The organism is Streptomyces sp. NPDC048254 (assembly GCF_043201895.1).
GTDB lineage: Bacteria > Actinomycetota > Actinomycetes > Streptomycetales > Streptomycetaceae > Streptomyces.
The window spans coordinates 99,490-121,486 of the sequence record NZ_JBICZJ010000017.1 but is presented as its reverse complement, the minus strand read 5'-3'; the positions used below and the strand labels follow the sequence as shown (position 1 = coordinate 121,486).

Genomic DNA, 21,997 nt, shown 5'->3' with positions numbered 1-21,997 from the left:
GTCGGGGGACGATTCCGCGCCGAAATTGGCTTGCCGGGACGACGAGGCGGACCCCAGGATCTGCGCATGAACACTCCTGACGCCGTGGTGCCGCTGACCTTCGCGACCGCCGGTCGGGGGCGGCTCCAGCAGCAGCCGAGGCGCCCCTGGAGGCCCGAGCCCGCACGCCCGTGACGGCCGCGCTCGTCGCCGGCCTGCTCGCCGGGTACGGGATCGCCGTCCCGGTCGGCGCGGTCGGCACCTATCTAGTGTCCCTCACGGCACGCACGTCACTGCGGACCGGCGCCTGTGCCGCCCTCGGCGTCGCGAGCGCCGACGGCCTCTACGCTCTGCTCGCCGCGGTCGGCGGCGCCGCGCTGGCGACGGCGCTGGTGCCGGTACTCGGGCCGCTGCGCCTGCTCTCGGCCCTGGTCCTGGTGGCCCTCGCGGTACGCGGAGCGGCGGTGGCACTGCGCCAGTACCGGGAGCGGCGTCTTTCGACCCGGGCCGAGCGGCCGGTACCGGGTCCCGGACGGGCGTATCTCGGCCTGCTCGGGATCACGCTGCTCAACCCCACGACGGTGATCTACTTCGCGGCCCTGGTGGTCGGCACGCGTTCCGCCGAGCCGGTACGGCCGCTGGAACAGGGCGTCTTCGTCCTCGCCGCCTTCGCCGCCTCCGCGAGCTGGCAACTGCTGCTGGCGGGCGGCGGCGCACTGCTCGGCCGGGGCCTGACCGGCCACCGGGGACGCCTGGTCACGGCGCTGCTGTCGAGCTGCGTGATGCTGGGGCTGGCGGCCCGGATGGTGCTGTCGCCGGGCTGAGGCCCCCGGGCGCGCTCAGGGCGCGAAGGCACGGGCGACGGCGAGGCTGTCCTCGTAGACGTGGTGCCGTACGACCAGACCGTCCCGGACGGTGAGGTGCAGGGCGAACCTGGCGTGATACGAGCGTCCCGTGGGTTTCGCCCTCCCCCGGATCTCGCCGAGCACCACCGCGTCGTCGCCGTCGACCAGCACCCGTTCGATCCGGCTGTCCGCGCGTTCGGGGACGTGGTGCGCGGCGAGGTCCCGGTAGTGCGCGGCGGCTCCGGCGCGGCCGGTGCGGTGGGTGATCCAGGGGGTGTCCGGGCGGTCGTGCTCGTCCTGCGGCCAGTTCAGCCGCCAGTCGGCGTCCTCGGCGTACAGCTCGGCGATCCGCTCGGGGTCGCCGGCGCCGATCCGGCGGAGGAGTTCCTCGACGACGGCGTGGGTGTGGGACATGGGTTGACCTGCCTCGGGTGTCGGCCGGACGGGGGGTGTGCACGACTGTGCCCGCGGCGTGCGGTACGTGCGATTACCCGTGAGGTAAGGAGGGGCCGGTGTCGTGTGGATGATCCGGGGCGCTCCCGGTGTTGAATCGTGGCGTCAGTCTTGGAAGCGATGAGGGGACGGACCTCACATGCCTCTTGAGGGCGAGTACGAGCCCAGCCCGACAGCCTGGGTGCGCGAGCAGGTCGAGCTGTACGAGAGCTCCGGCGGGACGAAGGGCACCACCCTGATGGACACCGGGATGCCCGTCATCCTGCTGACCACCCTGGGGGTGAAGAGCGGGAAGATCCGCAAGACGCCGCTGATGCGGGTGGAGCACGACGGGAAGTACGCGGTGGTCGCCTCGCAGGGTGGCGCGCCCAAGCACCCGGTCTGGTACTTCAACATCAAGTCGCAGCCGCATGTCGAGCTCCAGGACGGGTCGGTCAAGCAGGACATGACCGCCCGTGAGATCACCGGCGCGGAGAAGGCCGAGTGGTGGGAGCGGGCGGTCGCCGCCTATCCGCCGTACGCCGACTACCAGAAGAAGACCAGCCGGGAGATCCCGGTGTTCGTGCTGGAGCCGCAGCAGGGGAACTGACGGCTCCGGGAATCCTTTCCGGCCGGGGAACGTCGGAATTTAGAAAAATCTGTTTCCCGGAGGCATGAACCGGCATCCGGCCGGGCAGCCGAATGTCAGGCCCCGCCGCGTTCCCCCGTCGCGGCGGGGCTTTCCGCTGCCTCCCGCGCCGAGCGGTCGGTCACGTCCAGGAAGATCTGGTCGGTCTCGCCGAACTCCCGGTCCAAAGACCGCTTGATGCGCACCAGGACCTCCTCGACCTCTTCGCTGTCCAGGCCGGGCGCCAGGTCGACCCGGGCCGCGACCAGGGTCGAGTCGAGGCCCAGCTTCATCGTGAACAGCGCTTCCACGCTGTCGATCTCGGGCTCCTCCGCCAGCCGTTGCCGGATCGTGCGGCTCAGCTCCGGGTCCGCGGCCTCCCCGATCAGCTGGGCGCGGGCGTCGGCGCCCAGCCGGTAGGCCACGAACACCAGCAGGACGCCGATGGCCAGCGAGGCGGAGGCCTCCCACGCGACCTGTCCGGTGACCATGTGCAGGACCATGCCGGTCATCGCGAGCAGTACCCCGAGCACCGCAGTGCCGTCCTCGGCGACGACCGTACGCAGCGCCGGATCCCGCAGACCCCGGTCCTCCCGGCGGGCCTGGTGCAGCGCCCGGACCAGTGAGGCGCCCTCCGCGAGCAGGGCGACACCCAGCACGATCAGGCCCGCCACATAGCCGCTGAGCTTCTCGTCCGCGCCGTTGCGCAGCGCCTCGACGCCCTGGAAGACGGAGAAGCAGCCGCCCATGACGAAGATCCCGACGGCCGCGAGCAGCGACCAGAAGAAACGCTCCTTGCCGTAGCCGAAGGGATGCCGTTCGTCGGGCAGGCGGCGGCTGCGGCGCAGGGCGGCCAGCAGGAACACCTCGTTGAGGCTGTCGGCGACGGAGTGCGCGGCCTCGGACAGCAGTGCGGGCGAGCCGGCGACGACACCGCCGACGGCCTTGGCCACGGCGATCACCAGATTGGCGGCGAGCGCCACGAACACGGTCAGCCGTGTCCTGCGATCGGCGTCCGACCGCTCCGAATGCCCTTCCGGCTGTGCTTCCGGCTGCTCTTCCAATTGCCCTTCCGACTGTTCTCGCAGCTGTTCCACCGGCTGTTCCTGCGACTGTTCGTGCGGCGAAGTCCCACTCACGACGGCCGACTGCCCCGGCACGGGCTGATCACACCGTACGGGAGGAGCGAATCGGGCAGCATCGGGGAACACGGTCCATCGGGCGCGTATCGGCAAGGAGGCACCATGAGCGGTGACGGCGGCAACACCTCGCTCGGGCACAAGGCGTTCGCACGGTCCCCCAGTCACTTCGCGGACCGGATCACGGCGGACGGGCGGGACGGCTGGCCGGTGAGGGCCGGGCGCTACCGTCTGGTGGCCAGCCGTGCCTGCCCGTGGGCGAGCCGGGCACTGGTGTCACGGCGGCTGCTCGGCCTGGAGGACGCCCTGTCGCTGGCCGTCACCGACCCCATCCAGGACGACCGCAGCTGGCGCTTCACCCTCGACCCCGACGACCGTGACCCGGTGCTCGGTATCCGGTTTCTCAGCGAGGCCTACGACCGCCGGGAGACCGGCTACCCGGGCGGGGTGAGCGTGCCCGCGATCGTGGACGTACCGAGCGGGCGGCTGGTCACCAACGACTACCAGCAGCTGACCCTGGACCTGGCCACCGAGTGGACGGCACTGCACCGGGACGGGGCGCCGGACCTGTACCCGGCCGAGCACCGGGACGAGATCGACACGGTGATGGCCGAGGTCTACGAGGACGTCAACAACGGTGTCTACCGGGCCGGGTTCGCGCACGAGCAGACGGTGTACGAGGAGGCGTGCGCGGCGGTGTTCCGGCGGCTCGGCCTGCTCGCCGAGCGGCTGGCCGGGCAGCGCTATCTGGTCGGGGACACGATCACGGAGGCCGACATCCGGCTGTTCACCACGCTGGTACGGTTCGACGCCGTCTACCACGGCCACTTCAAGTGCAACCGCTGGAAGGTCACGGAGAACCCCGTGCTGTGGGCGTACGTCAGGGACCTCTACCAGACGCCGGGATTCGGTGACACCGTCGACTTCGACCACATCAAGCGGCACTACTACCAGGTGCACACCGGCATCAACCCCACCCGTATCGTTCCCCTCGGCCCGGATCTCGCCGGGTGGCTGACGCCCCATCACCGGGAGCAGCTGGGCGGCCGGCCCTTCGGGGACGGGACACCGCCCGGCCCGGTGCCGGCGGCCGAGAAGGTCGCGGTCGCGGGGCGACCCTGACAACGCGGAGGCACGCATGGCCAAGCGCAGGAAGAAACAGAAGCTCCCTCTCGTCTACGCGCCGCTCGGCTTTCTGCTGAGCTGGGCCGGCGGGGCGCTGGGCGCACTGGCCTTCCGCCGGACCTGGATGGCGCTGCGCGGCGAGGAGGACGCGCCGGACGCCCTGGACCGGGACCGCGGCTGGGGCGAGGTGCTGCTGGCCGCGGCCCTCCAGGGCGCCGTCTTCGCGGTGGTGCGCAGTGCCGTGGACCGCACCGGCGCCACCGCCATAGAGCGCTCCACCGGGGCATGGCCGACGACCCGCAAGGGCGGCCGGGACCGGGTCAGCCCGCCGCCGGCAGGGCCGGACGCAGCGTGAAGGGGTGTCCGGCCGGGTCGGAGTAGCCGCGCTCCTCGTACGGCCCGGTCGGGTCCCGGGTCTCGGTGGGCAGTCCGCCGAGGCCGACCACCCGGCGCTCCGCCTCGTCCATGTCGTCGACGAGGAAGACGAGATGGGACTGGAGGGAGTTCTCGGGGCGCGGCCAGCTGGCCGGGGTCGAGACGCCGTCGCGCCGGAAGGCGATCCGGATGCCGTCGGCGCGGCGGACCTCCACGTGGCCGGTGGACGTGTCACCCGGCTCACCGTCCAGCAACTGCCGGTAGAAATAGGCGAGTTTCTCGGGCTCGGCGCAGTCGAGCACCACGACGGCCGCGGTCACCAGTGCCATGCTTCCTCCTCGGTGGGGTCCTCCCGGTGCGTCTGTCCCCGATCACCGGATTCAGTCGGCCGCCGGACACTTCCCGTCGGAGTCATCGTCGTACGTCCTCGGCGGCGCGGATCCCCGCGAGCCGGGCCTCGGCCGCCGTGAGCAGCAGGTCCAGGGCGGCCGGGTAGGAGCTGCCCCGCATCGAGGCCACGAGGTGGCGGGCGGTGGCCGCGATGTTCGGGTGGGTGGCGGCGGGCAGCCGGGCGTACGTCGCATGCCACACGTCCGCCTCGGCCTCGCGGGCGGGCCTGGGCAGGGCGGTGTTCGCGGAGTCGAGGGCGCTGTAGGCGAGGGCCTGGTCGACGAAGGCGTGATAGACGCGGACCGCCTCCGCATCCGGGAAACCGGCGCTCCGCAGCACCCCGAGGATGGTCTCGACGGCCTGGATCTCGTACGTCCGCCCGGTCACCCGGTGGGCGCTGAGCACCGCCGCCCGGGGATGGGCGAGGGCGCCGGCGTGCATGCGCAGGCCCAGGTCGCGCAGGTCGGCGCGCCAGTCGCCGGTGGGCCGCCAGACCCGCAGGGTACGGCCGATCAGCTCGTCGGCGACGGCCAGCATCAGGTCGTCGGTGTGCCGGAAGTAGCGGTAGAGGGAGCTGGGGTCGGCGCCCAGGGCACGGCCGAGGCGGCGCACCGACAGGGCCTCGGCGCCATGCTCCTCGATCAGCCGCAGCGCGGTCTCGACGATCAGCTCCTCGGAGAGGACCACGCCCTGTTTGGTGGGGCGCCTGCGCCGCCGGTCGGCGGCCGGGACGACTCGTTCGCTCATGGGGCCTCCCCTCCTGGTGGCGGACCTTATGACAACACCGTTGACCTGTGAAGGCCACCGGCAGTTTCATGTGCGGTCACCGGGGCCGACCAGGTCCGGCCCCCAGGTGCGAGCGGAGTGCTGGCCATGACCGACAAGCCCTACACAGTCGACCCTCCTGAGTTGCGCAGGTCCCTCGGCGTCCTCGACGGCGTCGCGGTCGCCGCGTCCAGTACGGCCGCGACCACCAGCATCGGCATCGGTCTGGGGGTGACGGCCGGGGTGGTCGGGCTGCATCTGCCGGCCATCATGCTGCTGGCGTTCCTGCCGGTGCTCGGCATCGCGGGCGCCTACTCCCGGCTGAACCGGGTGGAGCCGAACGCGGGCAACGGCTACGTCTGGGTGGGCCGTTCGCTCAATCCGTGGCTCGGCTTCATGGTCGGCTGGGTGAACATCGTGGCGACGGTCGCCTTTCTCGCGTACACCACGGCGGTCACCGGGTCGGCGATGCTGCAACTGGCGGGCGAGGCCGGGGTGCACCGCGTCGGCGGGCTCGCCCTGGACCCGGGTTCGACGGCGCAGACCACGGCCGTCGGCATCGTCGTCCTGGTCGCCGTCACCCTCACCGCGGTGACCGGCATCCGTACCGCCGCCCGGCTCCAGACCGGGTTGCTGGTCTTCGAGTACGTGGTGCTGCTCGGGTTCTGCGGCTACGGCATCGTCACCGGCCCGCACCCCTTCAGCCTGAGCTGGTTCGACCCGTTCGCGATCCCGTCGGCGACGGCGCTCGCGCAGGGCATGCTGCTCTCGGTGTTCTGCTACTGGGGTTTCGAGGCCGCGTTCAGTGTCAACGAGGAGGTCCGCGACCCCCGGGACGCCTCCCGGGCCGGGCTGATCACGCTGGTGACCATGCTGGGATTGTTCCTGCTGGGCTCGGTGGCCTTCCAACGCGTGCTGTCGGAACCGGAGCTGGCCGGGCACGGGGCCGAGGGGCTGGCGTTCTTCGGCGACCGGCTCGCCTCCCAGCCGTGGGCCGCGCTGCCCCTGGTGGCGCTGATGTTCTCGGCGATGGCCTCGCTCCAGGCCGGGGTGATCCCGACGGCGCGGGGCATGTTCGCGATGAGCCGGGACCGTACCCTCGGGCCGGTGTGGGCCCGGGTCAGTCCCCGGTACGGCACTCCGGCGGCCGGGACGCTGCTGATCGGGGCGCTGGCCACGGCGGTCGCCGCGCTCGCCCTGGTGATCCCGAGGCTGGCCGACATGATCATGGCGACGGTGAACGCGGTCGGCATCGTCGTCGCCCTGTCCTACGCGCTCACCGCGCTGGCCGCCGCCGTGCGTTTCCGGGCGCTGCTGCGCGAGGACCGGCGGCAGGGCGTCCGGGCGGTGGTGCTCCCGGCGCTGAGCGCCTGCGCGCTGCTGGGGCTGGGCGGCTACCTCGCCTGGTCCTTCTACACCTCGGCCGACCACTTCGAGGTCAGCGCGGACAACGGCTGGTTCCTGCTGACCACCCCGCTGGTGATGATCGCGTCCGGGTTCGTCGCGGCCGGATGGGCGAAGTACGTGCGCCGCTCGCCGTACTTCCGCACCGGCGAGGGCACGGACGCCGACGCACCCCAGCTGCTCACGACCCCCAACTAAGGAACAGGAACGATGCACGCAGATCTGCTCTTCACCGGTGGCCCCGTCCTCACCCCCGAGGGCCCGACGGCCACGGCCGCCGCCGTCACCGGTGACCGCATCACCGCCGTCGGCTCCGCCGAGGAGCTGCGGGAGCTCGCCGGGCCGCGCACCGAGGTGGTCGATCTCGCCGGACGGCTACTGCTGCCCGGTTTCCAGGACGCGCACGTCCATCCGGTGCCGGCCGGGCTCGAGTTGAGCCAGTGCGATCTCACGGGAGTGCGGACCGCCGGGGAGTCCGTGGCCGCCGTACGTGCCTATGCCGAGGCGCATCCGGAGCGGGAGTGGATCCTGGGCGGCGGCTGGTCCATGGAGGCGTTCGAGGGCGGTACGCCGACGCGGGAGCTGCTGGACTCCGTCGTACCGGACCGGCCGGTGTATCTGCCGAACCGGGACCATCACGGGGCCTGGGTCAACAGCCGGGCCCTGGAGCTGGCCGGGCTCGACCGCGACACGCCCGACCCGGCCGATGGGCGGATCGAGCGGGACGCGTCCGGCGCGCCGAGCGGCACGCTCCAGGAGGGGGCGATGCAGCTGGTCGGCCGGCTCGCGCCGCCCGCCACCCCGGCGGACCGGGTCGCGGCGCTGCTGCGCGCCCAGCGGTATCTGCACGCGCTGGGCATCACGGCCTGGCAGGACGCGCTGGTCGGGGACTTCCTCGGCATGGACGACCCGTCGCAGGCGTATCTGGCGGCGGCCCGGGACGGTTCGCTGACCGCGCGGGTGGTCGGCGCGCTGTGGTGGGACCGGGAGCGCGGTGCCGAGCAGATCCCCGAACTCGTAGAGAAGCGGGCTGCGTTGAGCCACGGCCGGTTCCGGGCGGGCACGGTCAAGCTGATGCTGGACGGAGTGGCCGAGAACGGCACGGCCGCGCTCCTCGACCCGTACCTCGACAAGTGCGGCTGCGCCACGGCCAACCGGGGCAAGAGCTTCATCGACCCGGCGCGACTTCCCGCGTACGTCACCGAGTTGGACGCGCTCGGCTTCCAGTGCCACTTCCACGCGCTGGGCGACCGGGCCGTACGGGACGCGTTGGACGCCGTCGAGGCGGCGCGGGCCGCCAACGGCCCCAGCGACACGCGGCCCCACCTGGCGCATCTCCAGGTGGTGCACCCCTCCGACGTACCGCGTTTCGCCCGGCTCGGCGCGACCGCGAACATCCAGGCGCTGTGGGCCGCGCACGAGCCGCAGATGGACGAGCTGACGATCCCCTTCCTGGGGTCCGAACGGGCCGGATGGCAGTACCCGTTCGGGGCGCTGCTGCGCTCCGGGGCCCGGCTGGCGGCCGGCAGCGACTGGCCGGTGAGCAGCCCCGACCCGGTCCAGGGCATCCATGTCGCGGTGAACCGGGTCGAACCGGGCGGCGACGCGCCGGTGTTCCTGCCCGGGGAGCGGCTCGGGCTCAGGGACGCGATCACGGCGTACACGGCCGGATCGGCCTACGTGAACCACCTCGACGACACCGGGCGGGTGGCGGTCGGGGCGCTCGCGGATCTGGTGGTCCTGGACCGCGATCCGTTCGCCGGGGACCCCGGGCGCATCGCGGACACACGCGTCGCGCATACATACGTGGCGGGCGCGCGAGTGTACTCAGCTCAGGAGGCGTGAGCAGTAACACACGTCACGGTCAGGTCACGCGTAGATCATTTACGCTCTGGGCAGCCTCGTAGCGCCTCACGGCTCAACTTTCGAGCCACGAAGGCCAGTTCGAGTGCACGGGTGGCCGACAGGCCACCCGTTCGCAGGGACGGGGGGACTCTGCGCACTGTCGCCCGAAAGGAAACACATGCCTCAGGACGTCACCTTCGACCTGCCCTTCGAGACCCCCGTCAGTGAGCATCCGGAGTTCGCGCGCGCCCACCATCCGTGCCGGATCCGGGACATGGACCCGGTGCACGGCAAAGCCGGCGCCGATCGGGCATACGGGGCGGCCGGCGTCGGATCCTCTGGCCTGCCCGGAGCGGCCACGCACCCCCGGTCCGGGGGTCGCGCCACGCCCGACGGGCCGCGAGTGCTTCCCGATCAACACAGCTGAAGCCGCGATGCAGGTGCTCGTCCTGTAGCAGGAGTCTGTAGCAGGAGTGCTTCGACAAGGGCGGGCCGCTCATGGAAGCCCGCGGTGTCGAGGCTGAATCCGCCGTGGCGGAGCGGGCCGTCAGCGCAGCAGTCGTACCCCTCGCGGTCGTTCGCAGCCGGAGCCGGAGCCGGACGTGCGCGTCCGGCTGTTCGGCGAGGCCGTCGCGGAAGAAACAGAAGATTCCCGGACACGACCGGCCGACGACCACGGTCGGTCGATTCCGTTGCCAGGACCACAGCTCGAAGGAGACCGGTGTGACATCTCAAGGCGTAGGTGCTGTTCAGAAGGCGTCCGCCGACAGCCTGCTCCCGGCGCAGCCAAGCGCCCGGCTCCAGCCCGCGGAGGCGGGGAACGCCCTGGCCGGCCTCTTGGCGAAACGCATCAACGGGACCACGGAGCAGTACCGAAGGGCCCAGAACGCCGCTCAGCAGCGGCTGGACGCACTCGGGTCCCCCCACCTCGGCACCACGCTGCATGTGGAGGGAGCCCTCCAACTGGCGCCACGCGCGTTCCTCCCGCCCGACGAGGAGGGCTACGCCAGGTTGAAACGGCTCGACACCAGCCTGCGCATGATCGAAGCAGCCTTCCCCCAGGTCAGCACCGATATCGAGATCTGCCGACTGACCTGCACGATGCTGGAGGGGGCCTGGCGGAGCCGGGCACACACCCCGCCGCGCGAGCAGGAGCCGGCAACCGCCTGCACCTGCCCGCTGTGCCGCCGGCTGCCCACGCCCCCCGCACGCACGCTGGGTGACTACGGTTGGCGGCAGAGCGCCGGTCGTCCCCTCACGGTCAAGACCTGGCCGTACCGCGAGGAATTCGACAGCGTCCTCACCGGTGGATGGTCCGTGGTCCGGCAGATGAACGACCTTGAACGGGACCTCGGCCTCCGCCACCGCTTCGAGGACGACATCCTCGTCTTCCACGAGTACAAGCGTGTGATCGAGACCATCGACACCACGCACGTCACCCAACTCGTCGAAGGCCGCCTGGCCGAGAGTTTCAGCACCAACAGCGCACGCGCCCTGGTCTGCGGGCTCTACGCGGCCCACAAGCGGTCCGTCGACGAGTACTGGCTCCAGCAGCACCACGCGGGCAACGTCGCTCTCCCCCAGACCAACCCGCTCAGCCAGAACACCTACTCAGCCCTGCAGATGCTGGACTGCCTGTTCTGGCACGTCTCGCCCGACACCGAACTCTGGCAGGAAGAACACCTCGCCTCCCTGCTGCTGTGCCGCGTCATCGACGACATGGCCGACGTACGAGTCGACTCCCTCACCGGCGAGATCAGCAACTTCTGGCTCGCCGACATACCCACCCACACCAAGGCCCTCTACGCCGCCTGCACCATCGCCCTCATCAAGTACGGCTGCCTGCCCGAGGCGCACTCCTCGATGTGGAACACCTGGCTGATGACCAGCACCATCGTCTGGATGGGGCTCACGGGCCGGCACGCGCTGTGGTTCGACGGCATCACCCAGGGCCTCCCCCCGGCCGAGGAGTGCCCGCTCTGCGACCTGCAGCCCAACGCCTGCACCGGCATCCTCACCCACGGCACCACCCTCACCATCAGCCCGCGGCCCACCGCACCGGCACTGAGCACCCGGACCGCCGAGCTGTCCGCACGCTGCCGAGCCCAGTCCCCCCGGGCATGGCCCCTCTTCGACGCCGAGCTCCATGCCTTCGAAGCGCTGCACGGCCCCTGGCACGGCAACACCGACCGGACATGGGAGATCCTGCGCCGCACCTACATCGCCGCCGTGGAGGCATCCATGGCCGAACCGTCCCCGGACCGCGCACGTCAGATCCAGCAGGACGCCGGCGCAGTCGGATCCGAGTACTTCTACACCATGTACGACCCTCAGACCGGGAGGGAAGACACCGCCCTGATCGCCTACATGTTCGGCTGCGCCCACCCGCATTTCATCTGGAACGCCACGGGATACCGGCCCACAGGCGTGACAGGCGACTGGCTCGACGGCTGACGCCTCGATCCTGTGGTGTGAGACGGCAACGCTGCTGCCCGGCCGGAAACCCGGCCGGGCAGCAGCGTACTCACACCGGGAACTCGACCGGCAGCCGGTCCAGCCGGGACTCCCAGGTGGAGGCGGTCGAGGTGAGTTCGTCCGCCGGCACGGCCAGCCGCAGGCCCGGCAGCCGGTGCAGCAGGACGTCCACCGCGATCTCGATCATGGACTGCCCGATGCTCTGCCCGGGGCACTCGTGAGGGCCCGCGCCGAACGCCAGGTGCGCATGGTTGCCCTCCACCGAGACACCCGGGTCGGGCCGGACCTCGGGGTCGAGGTTGCCCGGGGCGAGACCGAGAACGAGCAGGTCGCCCGCCTCGATGCGGTGCCCGCCCAGTTCGACGTCGCTGGCGGCGAAGCGCCCCGGCAGGACGGTCAGCGGCGGAGAGTTCCACATGGCCTCCTCCACCACCGCCGAGATGTTCAGCTGACCGCTGATCAGCCCGGAGAGCCGGGAGGCGTCGGTCAGGACCAGCCGCAGCACCCGGGCCAGCAGGTTGGTCGTGACGGCCGCGGCGATCAGCACCACGCGCAGGTGGTGGACGACCTCGTCGTGGTCGAGAGCCGCGTGATGCGCCAGCAGGTCGGTGGTGAGGTCGGAGCCGGGTTCGGACCGCCGGCGCTCGACGAGTTCACCGAAGATCTCCCTGATCCTGCCGTCGTGCACCACGGCGTCCTCGCCGCCCTTGAGCACCTGGGCGCAGGACTCGACCAGCCGGCGCCCCTCCGCCTCGGCGAGCCCCAGAATGCGGGACATCACGAGCATCGGCACATAGTCGGCGTAGTCCGCCACGAGATCGGCGCGGCCGTTGTCCGCGAACCCGTCGATCAGCTTGTTGGCGAAGTGCGTGGCGTGGCGCCGGATACCGCGGCTGACAGCGGCCTGCAGCACATCGTTGACGGCGCCGCGCAGCCTGCGGTGCGGCTCGCCGTCCTGGGACACGCAGTCAGGACGCCAGCCGAGCATCGGAATCAGCGCGGAGGTCTCCGCGATCCGTCCTTCCCGATAGTCCCGCCAGGTCCGCGCGTCCCGGGGGAACTGACTGGGATTGTCGAGCACCCGCCGGCTGTCCCGGTAGCCCAGCACCAGCCAGGCGTTGATGTCGCCCTCCAGCAGCACCGGCGCGACGGAGCCGTGCTCCTTGCGCAGCCGCTCGTAGATGCCGAGCGGGTCGGTCGCCGCCTCGGGCCCGTACAGCCGGGCCAGTTCGGGCGAACCGTGCGCGACCGGGCAGCCGCGGGGGGCGTCGGGACTGTCGAGGCTCTGGTCGTTCATCGGGGCTCCAGTGCGACGGCGGAGCGTTCCTTCAAATGACGTATCAGGGCGATCAGCACATCACGGCTGGAGGCCCGGTCGCGGGCGTCACAGGCCACGATCGGGGTGTGCGGGGAGATGTCGAGGGCGTCCCGGATCTCCTCGATGGGGTGTTCCTTGCAGTCCGGGAAGACGTTCAGGGCGATGACGAAGGGCACGTTCTGCCGCTCCATCTCCTCGATCGCCCGGAAGCTGGAGGCCAGCCGGCGCGTGTCCACCAGGACGATCGCACCGAGCGCGCCCTTGAACAGGCCGTTCCACAGGAACCAGAACCGTTCCTGTCCGGGGGTGCCGAACAGGTACAGCATCAGGCCCTCGTTGAGGCTGATCTTGCCGAAGTCGAGGCTGACCGTGGTCTCGGCCTTGTCCGCGACGCCGATGAGGTTGTCGACGCCGACGGTCGCCTGGGTCAGGGTCTCCTCGGTGGTGAGCGGCTTGATGTCGCTGACGGAGCGGACCATGGTGGTCTTACCGGTGCCGAATCCCCCGGCGATCATCACCTTGACCGAGCGGGTCCCCCCGGCACCGGGGTCGCCGGGATGGTCAAAGCCTTTCAAGTCCACTGAGTACCTCCTGGAGGAGCGCGAGGTCGGGCCCGCGTCCGGCGTGGTGGGCCGGAATGGGATCACGGGCTTCAATACGGCCTGCGTCCAGCAGATCCGCCAACAGCACCGCGAGAATGTTGAAGGGCAATCCGAGATGGGCGGTGAGTTCGGCCACCGACAGCGGATCGCGGCAACGCCGGACTATCTCCTCGTACTCGTGCTGCATCCCCGGGACCGGGGCGGTGCGGGAGACGACGAGGGTCGCCACGTCGAGGCTCGACGCCGACCCGCCCGGTCCGCTGCGCCCCCCGGTGAGGACGTAATAACGCTCTAGACCGGCCGGGTCCGTGGGCCGACGGGGAGCACTCATCCAGAGTGCTCCTCCAGACGCGGAGAGGTGCCGAGCAGCTCGCCCATCCGCCGCGACAGGTCCCTCATCTGGTGCCCGAGCAGGCCCTGGTCGAGTCCTTCGCGGGCCAGGACCCCGAGATACGTCTCCACACCGGCCCGTACGACGAAGAGGTGGCCGCCGTCGACCTCGATCATCGCCAGCCGCAGCTGCCCCGCGTACTTGGGGAACTGCTCGGCGACCGGCTGGGCGAGGGCCTGCAGTCCCGCCACCACGGCCGCGAAGCGGTCCACGTCGTCCGGGTCTTCGGCGCCGAAGGAGGTGATGGCCTTGCCGTCGCTGGAGGCCACGAGGGCGAAGCGGATCTCCGGGATGCTCTCCACCAGATCACGGAGCGCCCAGCTCACGTCGGTTCCCTGTTGCGTCATGTGGACTAGTCGCTCTCTTCAGTGCGGTGCTCGGCGGACTCGCGTCCGGCGGCGGCGTCATCGGCGCCGGCCGGGGTCGCGGGTGCCGCGTCGTCTACGTCTCCGGTCAACTCGGCCTCGCTGTCCGCGGCTTCGTCCGCCACGGGCGCGCGGCCCGCGGTGGCGAAGGCGGCCAGGCCCGCGAAGGACTCCTCGGGCGGGACCGCGGGGAACGCGGCGCCCTCCGTGCGGGCGGTGCGCTCCTCGGGCTGCTCCTCCTCGCGGCGCCGGCTGCGCCGCCGGGGCAGTCCGCCCGGGGTGGTGTCCGGGGCCTCGCCGGACTCCGGCTGAGTGACGGTTTCGACGGCGACCGGGCCGTGCGCCTGCACCGGGGACGCGGCGGCCGGAGCGGCCGACGCGGACACCGGGGCCGGACCGGCCGCGGGCAGCGGGCTGAAGAACTTGTGCGGGACCACGACGACCACCGAGGTACCGAGCCAGGGCGAGTCCGCGAAGGTGACCCGGATCCCGTAGCGGCGGGCGAGGATGCCGACGACCCGCAGGCCGATGTTGGCGTCCTCGGAGATGCCCCCGATACCGGGTCCGGCCTCGGTGCCCGCCAGGGAGTGCTCGGCCTCGCGCTTCTTCTCCTCGCTCAGGCCCTTGCCGGAGTCCTGGATCTCGATGCCGACGCCGTTCGGTACCTCCTTGCCGGAGACGACCACCGGCTCGGTGGGCGGCGAGTAGCGGGCCGCGTTGTCCAGCAGGTGGGCGAAGATCAGCGTGAGGTGGTCCACCAGACCGCCGTCGACGCCGAGTTCGGGCAGATGCCGGACCTCGACGCGGTGGAAGTCCTTGATCCGGCCGATGCCGCCGCGCACCACACTGAGCAGGCGCTGCGGCTCCTGCCACTGGCGGCCGGGGCGGTCCGAGCCGCCCAGCACGCCGATGCTGCCGGCGAGCGAGTCGGCGGGGCCGAGCTCCTGGTCGAGCTCCATGAGACCGCGGGCCACGGCGGGCAGCCGGCCGTGCTCGCCCTGCATCTCGTGCAGCCGGCCGCGCAGCTTGCTGGTCAGGACGTGGATGCGGTTGCCGATGCTGATCACGGCCTGCTCGGCGGAGGTGGAGCGGTTGAACTCCTCCTCCACACCGATCAGCGACGTGCGCAGGATGCGGCGCAGGTCGGCCCGGACGTCCTTGTCGACCTTGGCGCACTGCTCGGTGACGGGCAGCAGGTCGTCGATGGCATCGCCGTCGCGCAGCCGCTTCAGCGCGTCGGGCAGCTGCTCGTCGGCGAGCCGGGAGATCGCGGCCCGCTGGTGCGTGAGCTCCTCCTGCCAGACCTCTGCCTGGTCGGCGAGCTGCGCCTCGGAGGACTTCAGCTGGTCGGCGAGCCGCTCCTCGTACGCCCGTGCCTGCTCGGCCAGTTGGGCGTCGTAGTGCGCGGTCCGGTCGGCGAGCCGGGCCTCGAAGGCGGACGTCTGCTCGACGAACCGCGCGTCGAACGCGGCCGACTGCTCGTTGAGCTGGCTCTCCAGCGTGGCGCGCTCGGTGGAGAACTTGCGCTCCAGGCCCGAGACATGCTGCTGCCAGTGCTGGGAGTGCTCGGCCTGCGAGGTGCGGAACGACCCCTCGGCGCTGCGCAGTTGGCGCTGCGAGCGGATCAGCAGCCGCACGCACACGGTGCTCGCCACGGTGGCCGCGGCACCTGCGACGGCCGCGGTTATTCGCTCGGAGCTCATGAACGTGGCGGCGACAGTCCCTCCCCCTAAGGCCAGCGGCATCAGCCACCAGCTGTACCAGGCGACAGGGGCCCGCGCCGCCGGCGGCGGAGTGGCGAGTTCCATCTGCATCCTTCGAAGCAACACAATCGAACAACAGTGAACAAGGGCAGTGTGCGAGGGCCGCAGCCATACTGCGCACGGCAGGACGGATCCAGCGTGGGGTGCGTCAACTCGCTGTGACGGACTGGAGCTTATCGGGTTTGAACCCGAAAGGATCAACCTCGACGGTCAGAGGAAGTGAGGGTTCCGTCACGCTCCGCCAGTTAGTGGCAAATCAACAAATACCCATTCCTGCCTGCGACTTGCCGACATGTGCCCCCAGGCCAGGCCCTGGGCGGCCGGATCGCCTCCTGGACACCTGTCCAGCTATAGTGGACACCTGTCCAAGTGAGTGGAAGGGTCAGTCGATCATGGAAATCCTGGCGAACGTGCTGGTCGGCCTGATAGCCGCGCTGCACGTGTACATCCTGGTGCTGGAGATGTTCCTGTGGCAGAAGGGGCCGGGCATGCGCTTCCACGGCTTCGACGCGGAACTGGCCCGGCGGACCGCGCCGTTGGCCGCCAACCAGGGCCTGTACAACGGTTTCCTGGCGGCCGGCCTGGTGTGGGGGCTGGTGGCGGCCGACCCGACGGGCTTCCGGGCCCAGGTGTTCTTCCTCTCGTGCGTGGTGGTCGCGGGGGTGTACGGCGCGATCACCGCCAACCGGCGGATCCTGTTCGCGCAGGCGCTGCCCGGTGCTCTCGCCCTGGCCGCCGTCCTCGCCGCCCGGTGACCGGCCCGGTGCCCCGCCCCGCGGTCGAGGACCCGCGCGCCGCCCGTACCCGGGCGCGGCTGCGGGCGGCCCTGCTGGCGGAGTGCGCCGAGCGGCCGCTGGCGGAGGTGGGGGTGGCCGCGCTGGTGCGCCGCGCGGGGGTGGGCCGGGCCACGTTCTACGTCCACTACGACGGCCTGGAGGCGCTGGCGGTCGACACCTGTGCGGACGTCGTACGGGACGCCGTGGACGCGCTGCACGCCTGGCGGGGCCGGCCCGATCCGGTGCATGCGCCGCCGGCGCTGCTGGAGTTCTTCGCCGGGCTGGTTCCGCACACGGCCCTGTACCGGGAGCTGCTCGCGCCGGGCGGCGGGGGCCCGCTGGGCCAGGTGCTGCACCGGGACCTGCGGGCCCGCAGCCTGTCCGAGCGCGAGCTGGCCGGCGCGGCGGACGCCCCGCTGGTGGCCTCGGCGGTGGCCGCCACCTTCGCCGGGGTACTGGCGGACTGGCTGCACGGCCTGCTGGACGCCGGCCCCGACGAAGTGGCCGACCAGGTCTGGCAACTGCTGGTCGCCCTGCACATGAGCCGCTGAGGCTTCCGGCGCGGGCGAGTGTGGGCCACCGCCAGGTCTGGCATGATTCCATCGAAGGTTGGCCATCGTGCCATTTCCCGGGCGGGCGCATCCCGGCAGGCTGGGTGACCATGAGCAATGTGAACACGATGCGTGTGGTCAGTCAGGACGTCCTCGGCGGCCCCGAGGTACTCAAGGTGATCGAGGTGGCGCGGCCGCAGCCGCGCGCCAACGAGGTACTGGTCCGGGTGCGGGCCGCCGGTCTCAACCCGACCGACTGGAAGCACCGGGAGAACGGTGGCTTCCTGGGCAAGCCGCCCTTCGTCCTCGGCTGGGACGTCTCCGGCACGGTCGAGGAGACCGGGATCGGTGTCGCCGCCTTCAAGCCCGGCGACGAGGTCTTCGGCATGGTGTCCTACCCGTTCGGCCACGGCACCCACGCCGAGTACGCGATCGTCCCCGCCCGCGCCCTGGTGCCGAAGCCGGCCGGGATCGACCACGTCCAGGCGGGCGCGCTGCCGCTGGTGTCGCTGACCGCCTGGCAGGCCCTGGTGGAGAACGCCGACGTCCGGCCCGGTCAGCGGGTGCTGGTGCACGCGGCGGCCGGCGGGGTCGGGCATGTGGCGGTGCAGATCGCCAAGGCGCGCGGCGCGTACGTGATCGGCACGGCGAGCGCCGCCAAGCACGACTTCCTGCGCGAGATCGGCGTGGACGAGCCGGTGGACTACCGGTCCGTGGAGGTCACGGAGGTGGTACGGGACGTCGACGTCGTACTCGACACGATCGGTGGTGACACCTCCGTCGACTCGCTGCGGGTGCTGCGGCCGGGCGGGGTCCTGGTGTCGATCCTGCCGGTGGGCTCCGCGGAGCTGTACGAGGAGGCCGAGCGGCTGGGCGTGCGGGCGGTGCGGATGCTGGTGGACGCCGACCGGGCCGGGATGCGGGCGGTCGCCGACCTGGTGGCGGAGGGGAAGCTGCGGGCCACCGTGGCCGGGACCTTCCCGCTGGCCGATGCCGCCAAGGCGCATGAGCTGGGCGGCACTGGCCGGACCACGGGGAAGCTGGTCCTGGTGGTGGACTGACCCCCAGGGGCCGCAGCGGCCCCGGAGGTCAGAAGGTGAGCACGGGCTTGATCGCCTTGCCCGTGCTCATGTCCCGCACCGCCCGGTCGATCTCGGCGAACGGGTAGGTGCTGATCAGCCGGTGCAGCGGGAGGCGTCCCTCCCTGACCAGCCGGACCAGGGCCGGGATGAAGGCCTGGGTCTCGCTGTCGCCGAGGGTCAGGCCGACGATCCGCTTGCCGGCCAGCAACCCGTTGACGTCCAGCGGGACTTCGGTACCGAAGGGCGGGGCGCCGACGACGACCAGGGTGCCCCGGGCGGCCAGTGCGTCGACGCCCTGGCGGAGCACGGCGACACTGCCGGTCGTCTCCACGATGCCGTCGGCGCCCTGGCCCCCGGAGAGGCGCTGGACGGCTTCCGGCACGCTCTCCCGGGTCGCGTCGACGGTGTGGGTGGCGCCCACCTCCCGTGCCAGTTCGAGGCGTTCGGCGACCCGGTCGACGGCGACGACCGTGGTGGCCGGGGTGAGCGCGGCCGCCATGACCGCCGACAGTCCCACCGCGCCGGCGCCGAGGACGACGATCGTGCTGCCGGTGGCCGGCTCCAGTACGTTCCACACGGCGCCGACCCCGGTCTGCACCCCGCAGCCGAGCGGGGCGATCGTCTCCAGCGGGACCTCGGGGTCGACCTTGACCAGGCTGCGCTCGTCCACCAACGCCCGTTCGGCGAAGGAGGACTGGCCGAAGAAGTGGCCGCCGAGCGGTTCGCCGTCGCGGACGACGGTGCCGGTGCCGTCGGCGCGGCGGCCGCCGACCAGGTTCAGCGGCAGCCAGGTGGCGCAGTAGGCGGGGTGTCCGCCGTGGCAGTTGCGGCAGTTGCCGCAGGAGGTGAAGGACAGCACGACATGGTCGCCGGGGACCACGGCGGTGACGGCGGAGCCGACGGCCTCGACGACTCCGGCGCCCTCGTGGCCCAGGACCCCCGGCAGTGGGAAGGGCAGGGCGCCGCTCGCCACGCTGAGGTCGGTGTGGCACAGGCCGGTGGCCACCATGCGGACGACCGCCTCGTACGGCCCCGGCTCGTCGAGTTCGACCTCGCTGAGGGTGAAGGGCGCGCCGCCGGACTCGACCACGGCGGCTCGGGTGGTGATGGGCATCGTACGGACTCCTGATGGGCGCGGGCTCAGTCGAGCGAGACGACGACGGACTTGACCTGGGTGTAGGCGGCGAGGGACTCGGGGCCGTACTCACGGCCGAAGCCGGAGGCCTTGACGCCGCCGAAGGGGACGGCGGGGTCGAGCATCGCCCAGTCGTTGATCCAGACGATCCCGGCCCGGAGGCGGGCGGCGACCCGGTGGGCGCGGGTGAGGTTGCCGGTCTGGATGCCCGAAGCCAGACCGTACGGCGTGGAGTTGGCGAGAGCGACGGCCTCGTCCTCGGAGTCGAAGGGCTGCACGGTGAGGACCGGGCCGAAGATCTCGTCCTGGATCACCCGGGAGTCGTTCGGCAGGTCGGCGACGACGGTCGGCTGGTAGTAGAAGCCGCCGTTCAGGTCGAGGCGTTCGCCGCCGCACACGATGCGGCCGCCCTCCTTGCGGGCTGTCTCGACGTACTCCTCGACCTTGCGCAGATGCTTCTCCCCCGCCATCGGGCCGACCACGGTGGCCGGGTCGCGCGGGTCGCCGACCGGGACGCCCGGGACGGCCTCGGCGAGGATGCCGAGCAAGGTGGCGTGGACGGGGCGGGCGACAAGCAGCCGGGGGCCGCCCATGCAGAACTGGCCGGTGTTGAAGACGAACGCCTTGATGACCGCGCCGACCGCTCTCTCCAGGTCGGCGTCCTCGAAGACGAGGTGGGCCGCGTTGCCGCCGAGCTCCATGGTGACCGGCTTGAGCGCCTCCCCGGCGGTGCTCGCCACATGCCGGCCGATGGCGGTGGACCCGGTGAAGGCGACCTTGTCGACGCCCGGGTGGCGCAGCAGGGCCTCGCCGGCGACCGGTCCGGCGCCGGTGACGACGTTGACGACGCCGTCGGGGACGCCCGCCTGCCGGAACAGCCGGGCCATGTAGAGGGCGCTGAGCGGGGTCTCGTCGGCGGGCTTGTGGACGACCGTGTTGCCGGCCGCGAGGGCCGGGCCGATCTTCGAACCGGCCAGGATGAGGGGGAAGTTGAACGGGGTGATGGCGGCGACGACGCCGATCGGTTCGCGCCGGGTGTAGGCGAGGGCGTGCAGCGGGGTGTCGCGGACGGCGCCGTCCAGGGAGTGGGCGAGGGCCGCGAAGTGCTCGTAGTCGTTGGCCGCGTTGGTGACGTCGACGGCCCCGGCCAGCGTGATCGGCTTGCCGACGTCCAGGCTCTCCAGGGCGGCGATGTCCTCGGCGTTCTCCCGTATCAGCTCGGCGATCCGGTGCAGCACGCGGCCGCGCTCCCGGCCGCTGAGCCCCGACCACTCCCCCGCGTCGAAGGCCTCCCGGGCGGCGCGCACGGCGGCGTCGACGTCCTCGGCGGCCGCCTCCGCGACGGTGGTGATCACCTGGCCGGTGGCCGGGTCGGTCACCTCCCTGCGGGCGCCGTCGGCGGCTTCCCGCCACTGTCCGCCGATGAACAGCTGCCCCGGTCCGGTCTCGAAGGTGGTCGTCATTGCCCACTCCCCAGCGTCGATGGCGCGGCCGGCGTTGGCCGTCTTGATCGCCAAGTTTTCAACAAACAGGATTCCTGTTGGTTCAGCATCTGGTCCGCAGTCTGATTACAGACAGGTTTCCTGTCAATGGTCTAGGGTGCACGCATGGTCGGTACACAGACACGTCCCTCGCTGCTGTACATGGTCAAGCAGCTGGAGCTCGTGGTGCGCTCACACCTCGACGAGCTGGTCAGGCCCGCCGGGATCACCGCGCTGCAGTACACGGCCCTGACCGTCCTGGAGCGCCATGACGGGCTTTCGGCCGCCCAGTTGGCGCGCGACTCGTTCGTCACCGCCCAGTCGATGGCCGACCTCGTACGGTCACTGGAGAGCCGTGGGCTGATCCGGCGGGAGCGCAATCCACGCAACCGGCGCGAGCTGCTGATCCTGCTCACGGACGCCGGGCGCGAGCTGCTCGCCGGGGTCGCCGGGCCGGTGCGGGAGCTGGAGGAGCGGATGGTCCGCGAGCTCACCGGGCACCAGGAGGAGCAGTTCCGCCAGGCGCTGGGCAAGGCCTGGCACGCGCTTTCGTAGCCGGAGCGGCAACGCTCCGACGTGCCCGTTCCCCGACTGTCGCGCACGCCACAGAAAATGGCGCACCGAAGCAGCAGACATATGTCAATCGAACATGCTCAAATTCCCTCCACCGAGGGTAACTTGCAAGGCGGGGAACGGAATTGGACCGGCTGGGGTGGGAGGTGATGCCGTCGTGCGCCAGGAACCCCGACAGGACCCCGCTCCGCTCACCCGGCACCTGCGCATCCACCAGGACCGCGGGTGCACGGTGCTGGAGTTCCGGGGCGAGATCGACATCGCGGCGGCGACCGAGATCGCGCCCTATCTGGACCGGGTGACCGCGCGGGAGGGCGCCCGGGTGGTGATCGACCTGCTGCACGTCGACTTCTTCGACTGCTCCGGGCTGCGGCTGCTGTACCGGGCGCGCGGCCGGGTGCTGGAACGCGGCGGACAGCTCCAGCTGGTGTGCACACACCCGCTGACCGTGCGCGTGCTGAAGGTGACGGGACTGTCGCAGCTGCTGCCGCCGCTGGCGACGCTGGACGCGGCCCTCGGCCAGCCGGAGGCCACGTCCGGGTCGTTATGACGTCACAT

General features: G+C 71.5%; 23 protein-coding genes. 12 read left to right on the top strand and 11 right to left on the bottom strand.

All coding sequences use genetic code 11. The features are described 5' to 3' along the window. The first annotated feature begins 170 nt into the window (after nt 1-170). On the top strand, nt 171-803 hold the full coding sequence (locus tag ACGFZQ_RS37665; protein WP_382532710.1) for a LysE family transporter: 633 nt from the start codon (nt 171-173) through the stop codon (nt 801-803). A 15-nt stretch (nt 804-818) separates the two neighbouring features. On the opposite strand, the gene ACGFZQ_RS37660 is transcribed toward ACGFZQ_RS37665, so the two are convergent. Further along, nucleotides 819-1,238: a nuclear transport factor 2 family protein gene (locus ACGFZQ_RS37660; RefSeq protein WP_393844174.1), complete on the bottom strand. Its 420-nt coding sequence runs from the start codon at nt 1,236-1,238 to the stop codon at nt 819-821. A 178-nt stretch (nt 1,239-1,416) separates the two neighbouring features. Here ACGFZQ_RS37660 and ACGFZQ_RS37655 point away from each other — a divergent pair, with 178 nt between their 5' ends. After that, complete coding sequence (locus tag ACGFZQ_RS37655) at nt 1,417-1,866, top strand: nitroreductase family deazaflavin-dependent oxidoreductase (RefSeq protein ID WP_351744767.1); 450 nt, start codon at nt 1,417-1,419, stop codon at nt 1,864-1,866. Nucleotides 1,867-1,961: 95 nt separating this feature from the next. Here ACGFZQ_RS37655 and ACGFZQ_RS37650 read toward each other — a convergent pair whose 3' ends face one another. Beyond that, nucleotides 1,962-2,948, bottom strand: coding sequence for a cation diffusion facilitator family transporter (locus ACGFZQ_RS37650; protein WP_393844258.1), 987 nt, complete (start codon nt 2,946-2,948; stop codon nt 1,962-1,964). 180 nt (nt 2,949-3,128) lie between these two features. On the opposite strand from ACGFZQ_RS37650, the gene ACGFZQ_RS37645 reads away from it, so the two are divergent. Next, nucleotides 3,129-4,145 (top strand): glutathione S-transferase family protein, encoded by a 1,017-nt coding sequence (locus ACGFZQ_RS37645; RefSeq protein WP_393844173.1) that lies wholly within the window; start codon nt 3,129-3,131, stop codon nt 4,143-4,145. 16 nt (nt 4,146-4,161) lie between these two features. Beyond that, nucleotides 4,162-4,503, top strand: a complete 342-nt coding sequence (locus ACGFZQ_RS37640) for a DUF4235 domain-containing protein (protein WP_393844172.1) — start codon at nt 4,162-4,164, stop codon at nt 4,501-4,503. On the opposite strand, the gene ACGFZQ_RS37635 is transcribed toward ACGFZQ_RS37640, so the two are convergent. Continuing rightward, nucleotides 4,469-4,852, bottom strand: coding sequence for a VOC family protein (locus ACGFZQ_RS37635; protein ID WP_384481481.1), 384 nt, complete (start codon nt 4,850-4,852; stop codon nt 4,469-4,471). The genes ACGFZQ_RS37640 and ACGFZQ_RS37635 overlap by 35 nt on opposite strands. Nucleotides 4,853-4,934: 82 nt before the next feature. Next, a complete protein-coding gene (locus tag ACGFZQ_RS37630) occupies nt 4,935-5,660 on the bottom strand; it encodes a TetR/AcrR family transcriptional regulator (RefSeq protein WP_393844171.1) in 726 nt (241 codons plus the stop codon). Between the two features lie 126 nt (nt 5,661-5,786). Here ACGFZQ_RS37630 and ACGFZQ_RS37625 point away from each other — a divergent pair, with 126 nt between their 5' ends. From ACGFZQ_RS37625 to ACGFZQ_RS37615, 3 genes are all read left to right on the top strand, one after another. Continuing rightward, nucleotides 5,787-7,280: an APC family permease gene (locus ACGFZQ_RS37625; protein ID WP_393844170.1), complete on the top strand. Its 1,494-nt coding sequence runs from the start codon at nt 5,787-5,789 to the stop codon at nt 7,278-7,280. Between the two features lie 12 nt (nt 7,281-7,292). Further along, nucleotides 7,293-8,927, top strand: a complete 1,635-nt coding sequence (locus tag ACGFZQ_RS37620) for an amidohydrolase (RefSeq protein ID WP_393844169.1) — start codon at nt 7,293-7,295, stop codon at nt 8,925-8,927. A 723-nt stretch (nt 8,928-9,650) separates the two neighbouring features. After that, a complete protein-coding gene (locus tag ACGFZQ_RS37615; protein WP_393844168.1) occupies nt 9,651-11,381 on the top strand; it encodes a hypothetical protein in 1,731 nt (576 codons plus the stop codon). A gap of 70 nt (nt 11,382-11,451) precedes the next feature. On the opposite strand, the gene ACGFZQ_RS37610 is transcribed toward ACGFZQ_RS37615, so the two are convergent. From ACGFZQ_RS37610 to ACGFZQ_RS37590, 5 genes are read right to left on the bottom strand one after another with little or no spacing between them, the layout of a single operon-like run. Beyond that, nucleotides 11,452-12,699: a cytochrome P450 gene (locus ACGFZQ_RS37610; protein WP_393844167.1), complete on the bottom strand. Its 1,248-nt coding sequence runs from the start codon at nt 12,697-12,699 to the stop codon at nt 11,452-11,454. Next, a complete protein-coding gene (locus tag ACGFZQ_RS37605) occupies nt 12,696-13,301 on the bottom strand; it encodes an ATP/GTP-binding protein (RefSeq protein ID WP_351697096.1) in 606 nt (201 codons plus the stop codon). The genes ACGFZQ_RS37610 and ACGFZQ_RS37605 overlap by 4 nt, the downstream gene beginning before the upstream one ends. Then, nucleotides 13,282-13,653, bottom strand: coding sequence for a DUF742 domain-containing protein (locus ACGFZQ_RS37600; protein WP_393844166.1), 372 nt, complete (start codon nt 13,651-13,653; stop codon nt 13,282-13,284). Before ACGFZQ_RS37600 ends, ACGFZQ_RS37605 begins: the two co-directional genes overlap by 20 nt. Next, entirely contained in the window at nt 13,650-14,060 is a 411-nt protein-coding gene (locus ACGFZQ_RS37595; RefSeq protein WP_046733906.1) for a roadblock/LC7 domain-containing protein, read from the bottom strand. Before ACGFZQ_RS37595 ends, ACGFZQ_RS37600 begins: the two co-directional genes overlap by 4 nt. A 5-nt stretch (nt 14,061-14,065) precedes the next feature. Then, on the bottom strand, nt 14,066-15,886 hold the full coding sequence (locus tag ACGFZQ_RS37590) for an ATP-binding protein (RefSeq protein WP_393844165.1): 1,821 nt from the start codon (nt 15,884-15,886) through the stop codon (nt 14,066-14,068). Nucleotides 15,887-16,233: 347 nt separating this feature from the next. Here ACGFZQ_RS37590 and ACGFZQ_RS37585 point away from each other — a divergent pair, with 347 nt between their 5' ends. From ACGFZQ_RS37585 to ACGFZQ_RS37575, 3 genes are all read left to right on the top strand, one after another. Then, nucleotides 16,234-16,596 carry a DUF1304 domain-containing protein gene (locus ACGFZQ_RS37585; RefSeq protein ID WP_393844164.1) on the top strand — a complete coding sequence of 121 codons (363 nt, stop codon included), beginning with the start codon at nt 16,234-16,236 and terminating at the stop codon, nt 16,594-16,596. Between the two features lie 8 nt (nt 16,597-16,604). After that, entirely contained in the window at nt 16,605-17,168 is a 564-nt protein-coding gene (locus tag ACGFZQ_RS37580) for a TetR/AcrR family transcriptional regulator (RefSeq protein ID WP_393844163.1), read from the top strand. 110 nt (nt 17,169-17,278) lie between these two features. Beyond that, nucleotides 17,279-18,229 carry an NADP-dependent oxidoreductase gene (locus ACGFZQ_RS37575; protein ID WP_393844162.1) on the top strand — a complete coding sequence of 317 codons (951 nt, stop codon included), beginning with the start codon at nt 17,279-17,281 and terminating at the stop codon, nt 18,227-18,229. Nucleotides 18,230-18,257: 28 nt separating this feature from the next. On the opposite strand, the gene ACGFZQ_RS37570 is transcribed toward ACGFZQ_RS37575, so the two are convergent. Together ACGFZQ_RS37570 and ACGFZQ_RS37565 are read right to left on the bottom strand one after the other, a co-directional pair. After that, nucleotides 18,258-19,364, bottom strand: coding sequence for an NAD(P)-dependent alcohol dehydrogenase (locus ACGFZQ_RS37570; RefSeq protein ID WP_393844161.1), 1,107 nt, complete (start codon nt 19,362-19,364; stop codon nt 18,258-18,260). 26 nt (nt 19,365-19,390) lie between these two features. After that, a complete protein-coding gene (locus ACGFZQ_RS37565; protein ID WP_393844160.1) occupies nt 19,391-20,848 on the bottom strand; it encodes an aldehyde dehydrogenase family protein in 1,458 nt (485 codons plus the stop codon). A gap of 144 nt (nt 20,849-20,992) precedes the next feature. Between ACGFZQ_RS37565 and ACGFZQ_RS37560 the strand changes: the two genes are divergently transcribed. Both ACGFZQ_RS37560 and ACGFZQ_RS37555 read left to right on the top strand, forming a co-directional pair. Next, nucleotides 20,993-21,421: a MarR family winged helix-turn-helix transcriptional regulator gene (locus ACGFZQ_RS37560; protein WP_393844159.1), complete on the top strand. Its 429-nt coding sequence runs from the start codon at nt 20,993-20,995 to the stop codon at nt 21,419-21,421. Between the two features lie 175 nt (nt 21,422-21,596). Continuing rightward, complete coding sequence (locus ACGFZQ_RS37555) at nt 21,597-21,989, top strand: anti-sigma factor antagonist (RefSeq protein WP_393844158.1); 393 nt, start codon at nt 21,597-21,599, stop codon at nt 21,987-21,989. Nucleotides 21,990-21,997 lie beyond the last annotated feature (8 nt).

Bases quoted from the DNA above. Each gene is read 5' to 3' on its own strand.
- ACGFZQ_RS37660 (WP_393844174.1), bottom strand. From the start codon at position 1,238: ATGTCCCACACCCACGCCGTCGTCGAGGAACTCCTCCGCCGGATCGGC.
- ACGFZQ_RS37655 (WP_351744767.1), top strand. From the start codon at position 1,417: ATGCCTCTTGAGGGCGAGTACGAGCCCAGCCCGACAGCCTGGGTGCGC.
- ACGFZQ_RS37645 (WP_393844173.1), top strand. From the start codon at position 3,129: ATGAGCGGTGACGGCGGCAACACCTCGCTCGGGCACAAGGCGTTCGCA.
- ACGFZQ_RS37640 (WP_393844172.1), top strand. From the start codon at position 4,162: ATGGCCAAGCGCAGGAAGAAACAGAAGCTCCCTCTCGTCTACGCGCCG.
- ACGFZQ_RS37635 (WP_384481481.1), bottom strand. From the start codon at position 4,852: ATGGCACTGGTGACCGCGGCCGTCGTGGTGCTCGACTGCGCCGAGCCC.
- ACGFZQ_RS37630 (WP_393844171.1), bottom strand. From the start codon at position 5,660: ATGAGCGAACGAGTCGTCCCGGCCGCCGACCGGCGGCGCAGGCGCCCC.
- ACGFZQ_RS37625 (WP_393844170.1), top strand. From the start codon at position 5,787: ATGACCGACAAGCCCTACACAGTCGACCCTCCTGAGTTGCGCAGGTCC.
- ACGFZQ_RS37620 (WP_393844169.1), top strand. From the start codon at position 7,293: ATGCACGCAGATCTGCTCTTCACCGGTGGCCCCGTCCTCACCCCCGAG.
- ACGFZQ_RS37610 (WP_393844167.1), bottom strand. From the start codon at position 12,699: ATGAACGACCAGAGCCTCGACAGTCCCGACGCCCCCCGCGGCTGCCCG.
- ACGFZQ_RS37600 (WP_393844166.1), bottom strand. From the start codon at position 13,653: ATGAGTGCTCCCCGTCGGCCCACGGACCCGGCCGGTCTAGAGCGTTAT.
- ACGFZQ_RS37595 (WP_046733906.1), bottom strand. From the start codon at position 14,060: ATGACGCAACAGGGAACCGACGTGAGCTGGGCGCTCCGTGATCTGGTG.
- ACGFZQ_RS37590 (WP_393844165.1), bottom strand. From the start codon at position 15,886: ATGGAACTCGCCACTCCGCCGCCGGCGGCGCGGGCCCCTGTCGCCTGG.
- ACGFZQ_RS37585 (WP_393844164.1), top strand. From the start codon at position 16,234: ATGGAAATCCTGGCGAACGTGCTGGTCGGCCTGATAGCCGCGCTGCAC.
- ACGFZQ_RS37575 (WP_393844162.1), top strand. From the start codon at position 17,279: ATGAGCAATGTGAACACGATGCGTGTGGTCAGTCAGGACGTCCTCGGC.
- ACGFZQ_RS37570 (WP_393844161.1), bottom strand. From the start codon at position 19,364: ATGCCCATCACCACCCGAGCCGCCGTGGTCGAGTCCGGCGGCGCGCCC.
- ACGFZQ_RS37565 (WP_393844160.1), bottom strand. From the start codon at position 20,848: ATGACGACCACCTTCGAGACCGGACCGGGGCAGCTGTTCATCGGCGGA.
- ACGFZQ_RS37560 (WP_393844159.1), top strand. From the start codon at position 20,993: ATGGTCGGTACACAGACACGTCCCTCGCTGCTGTACATGGTCAAGCAG.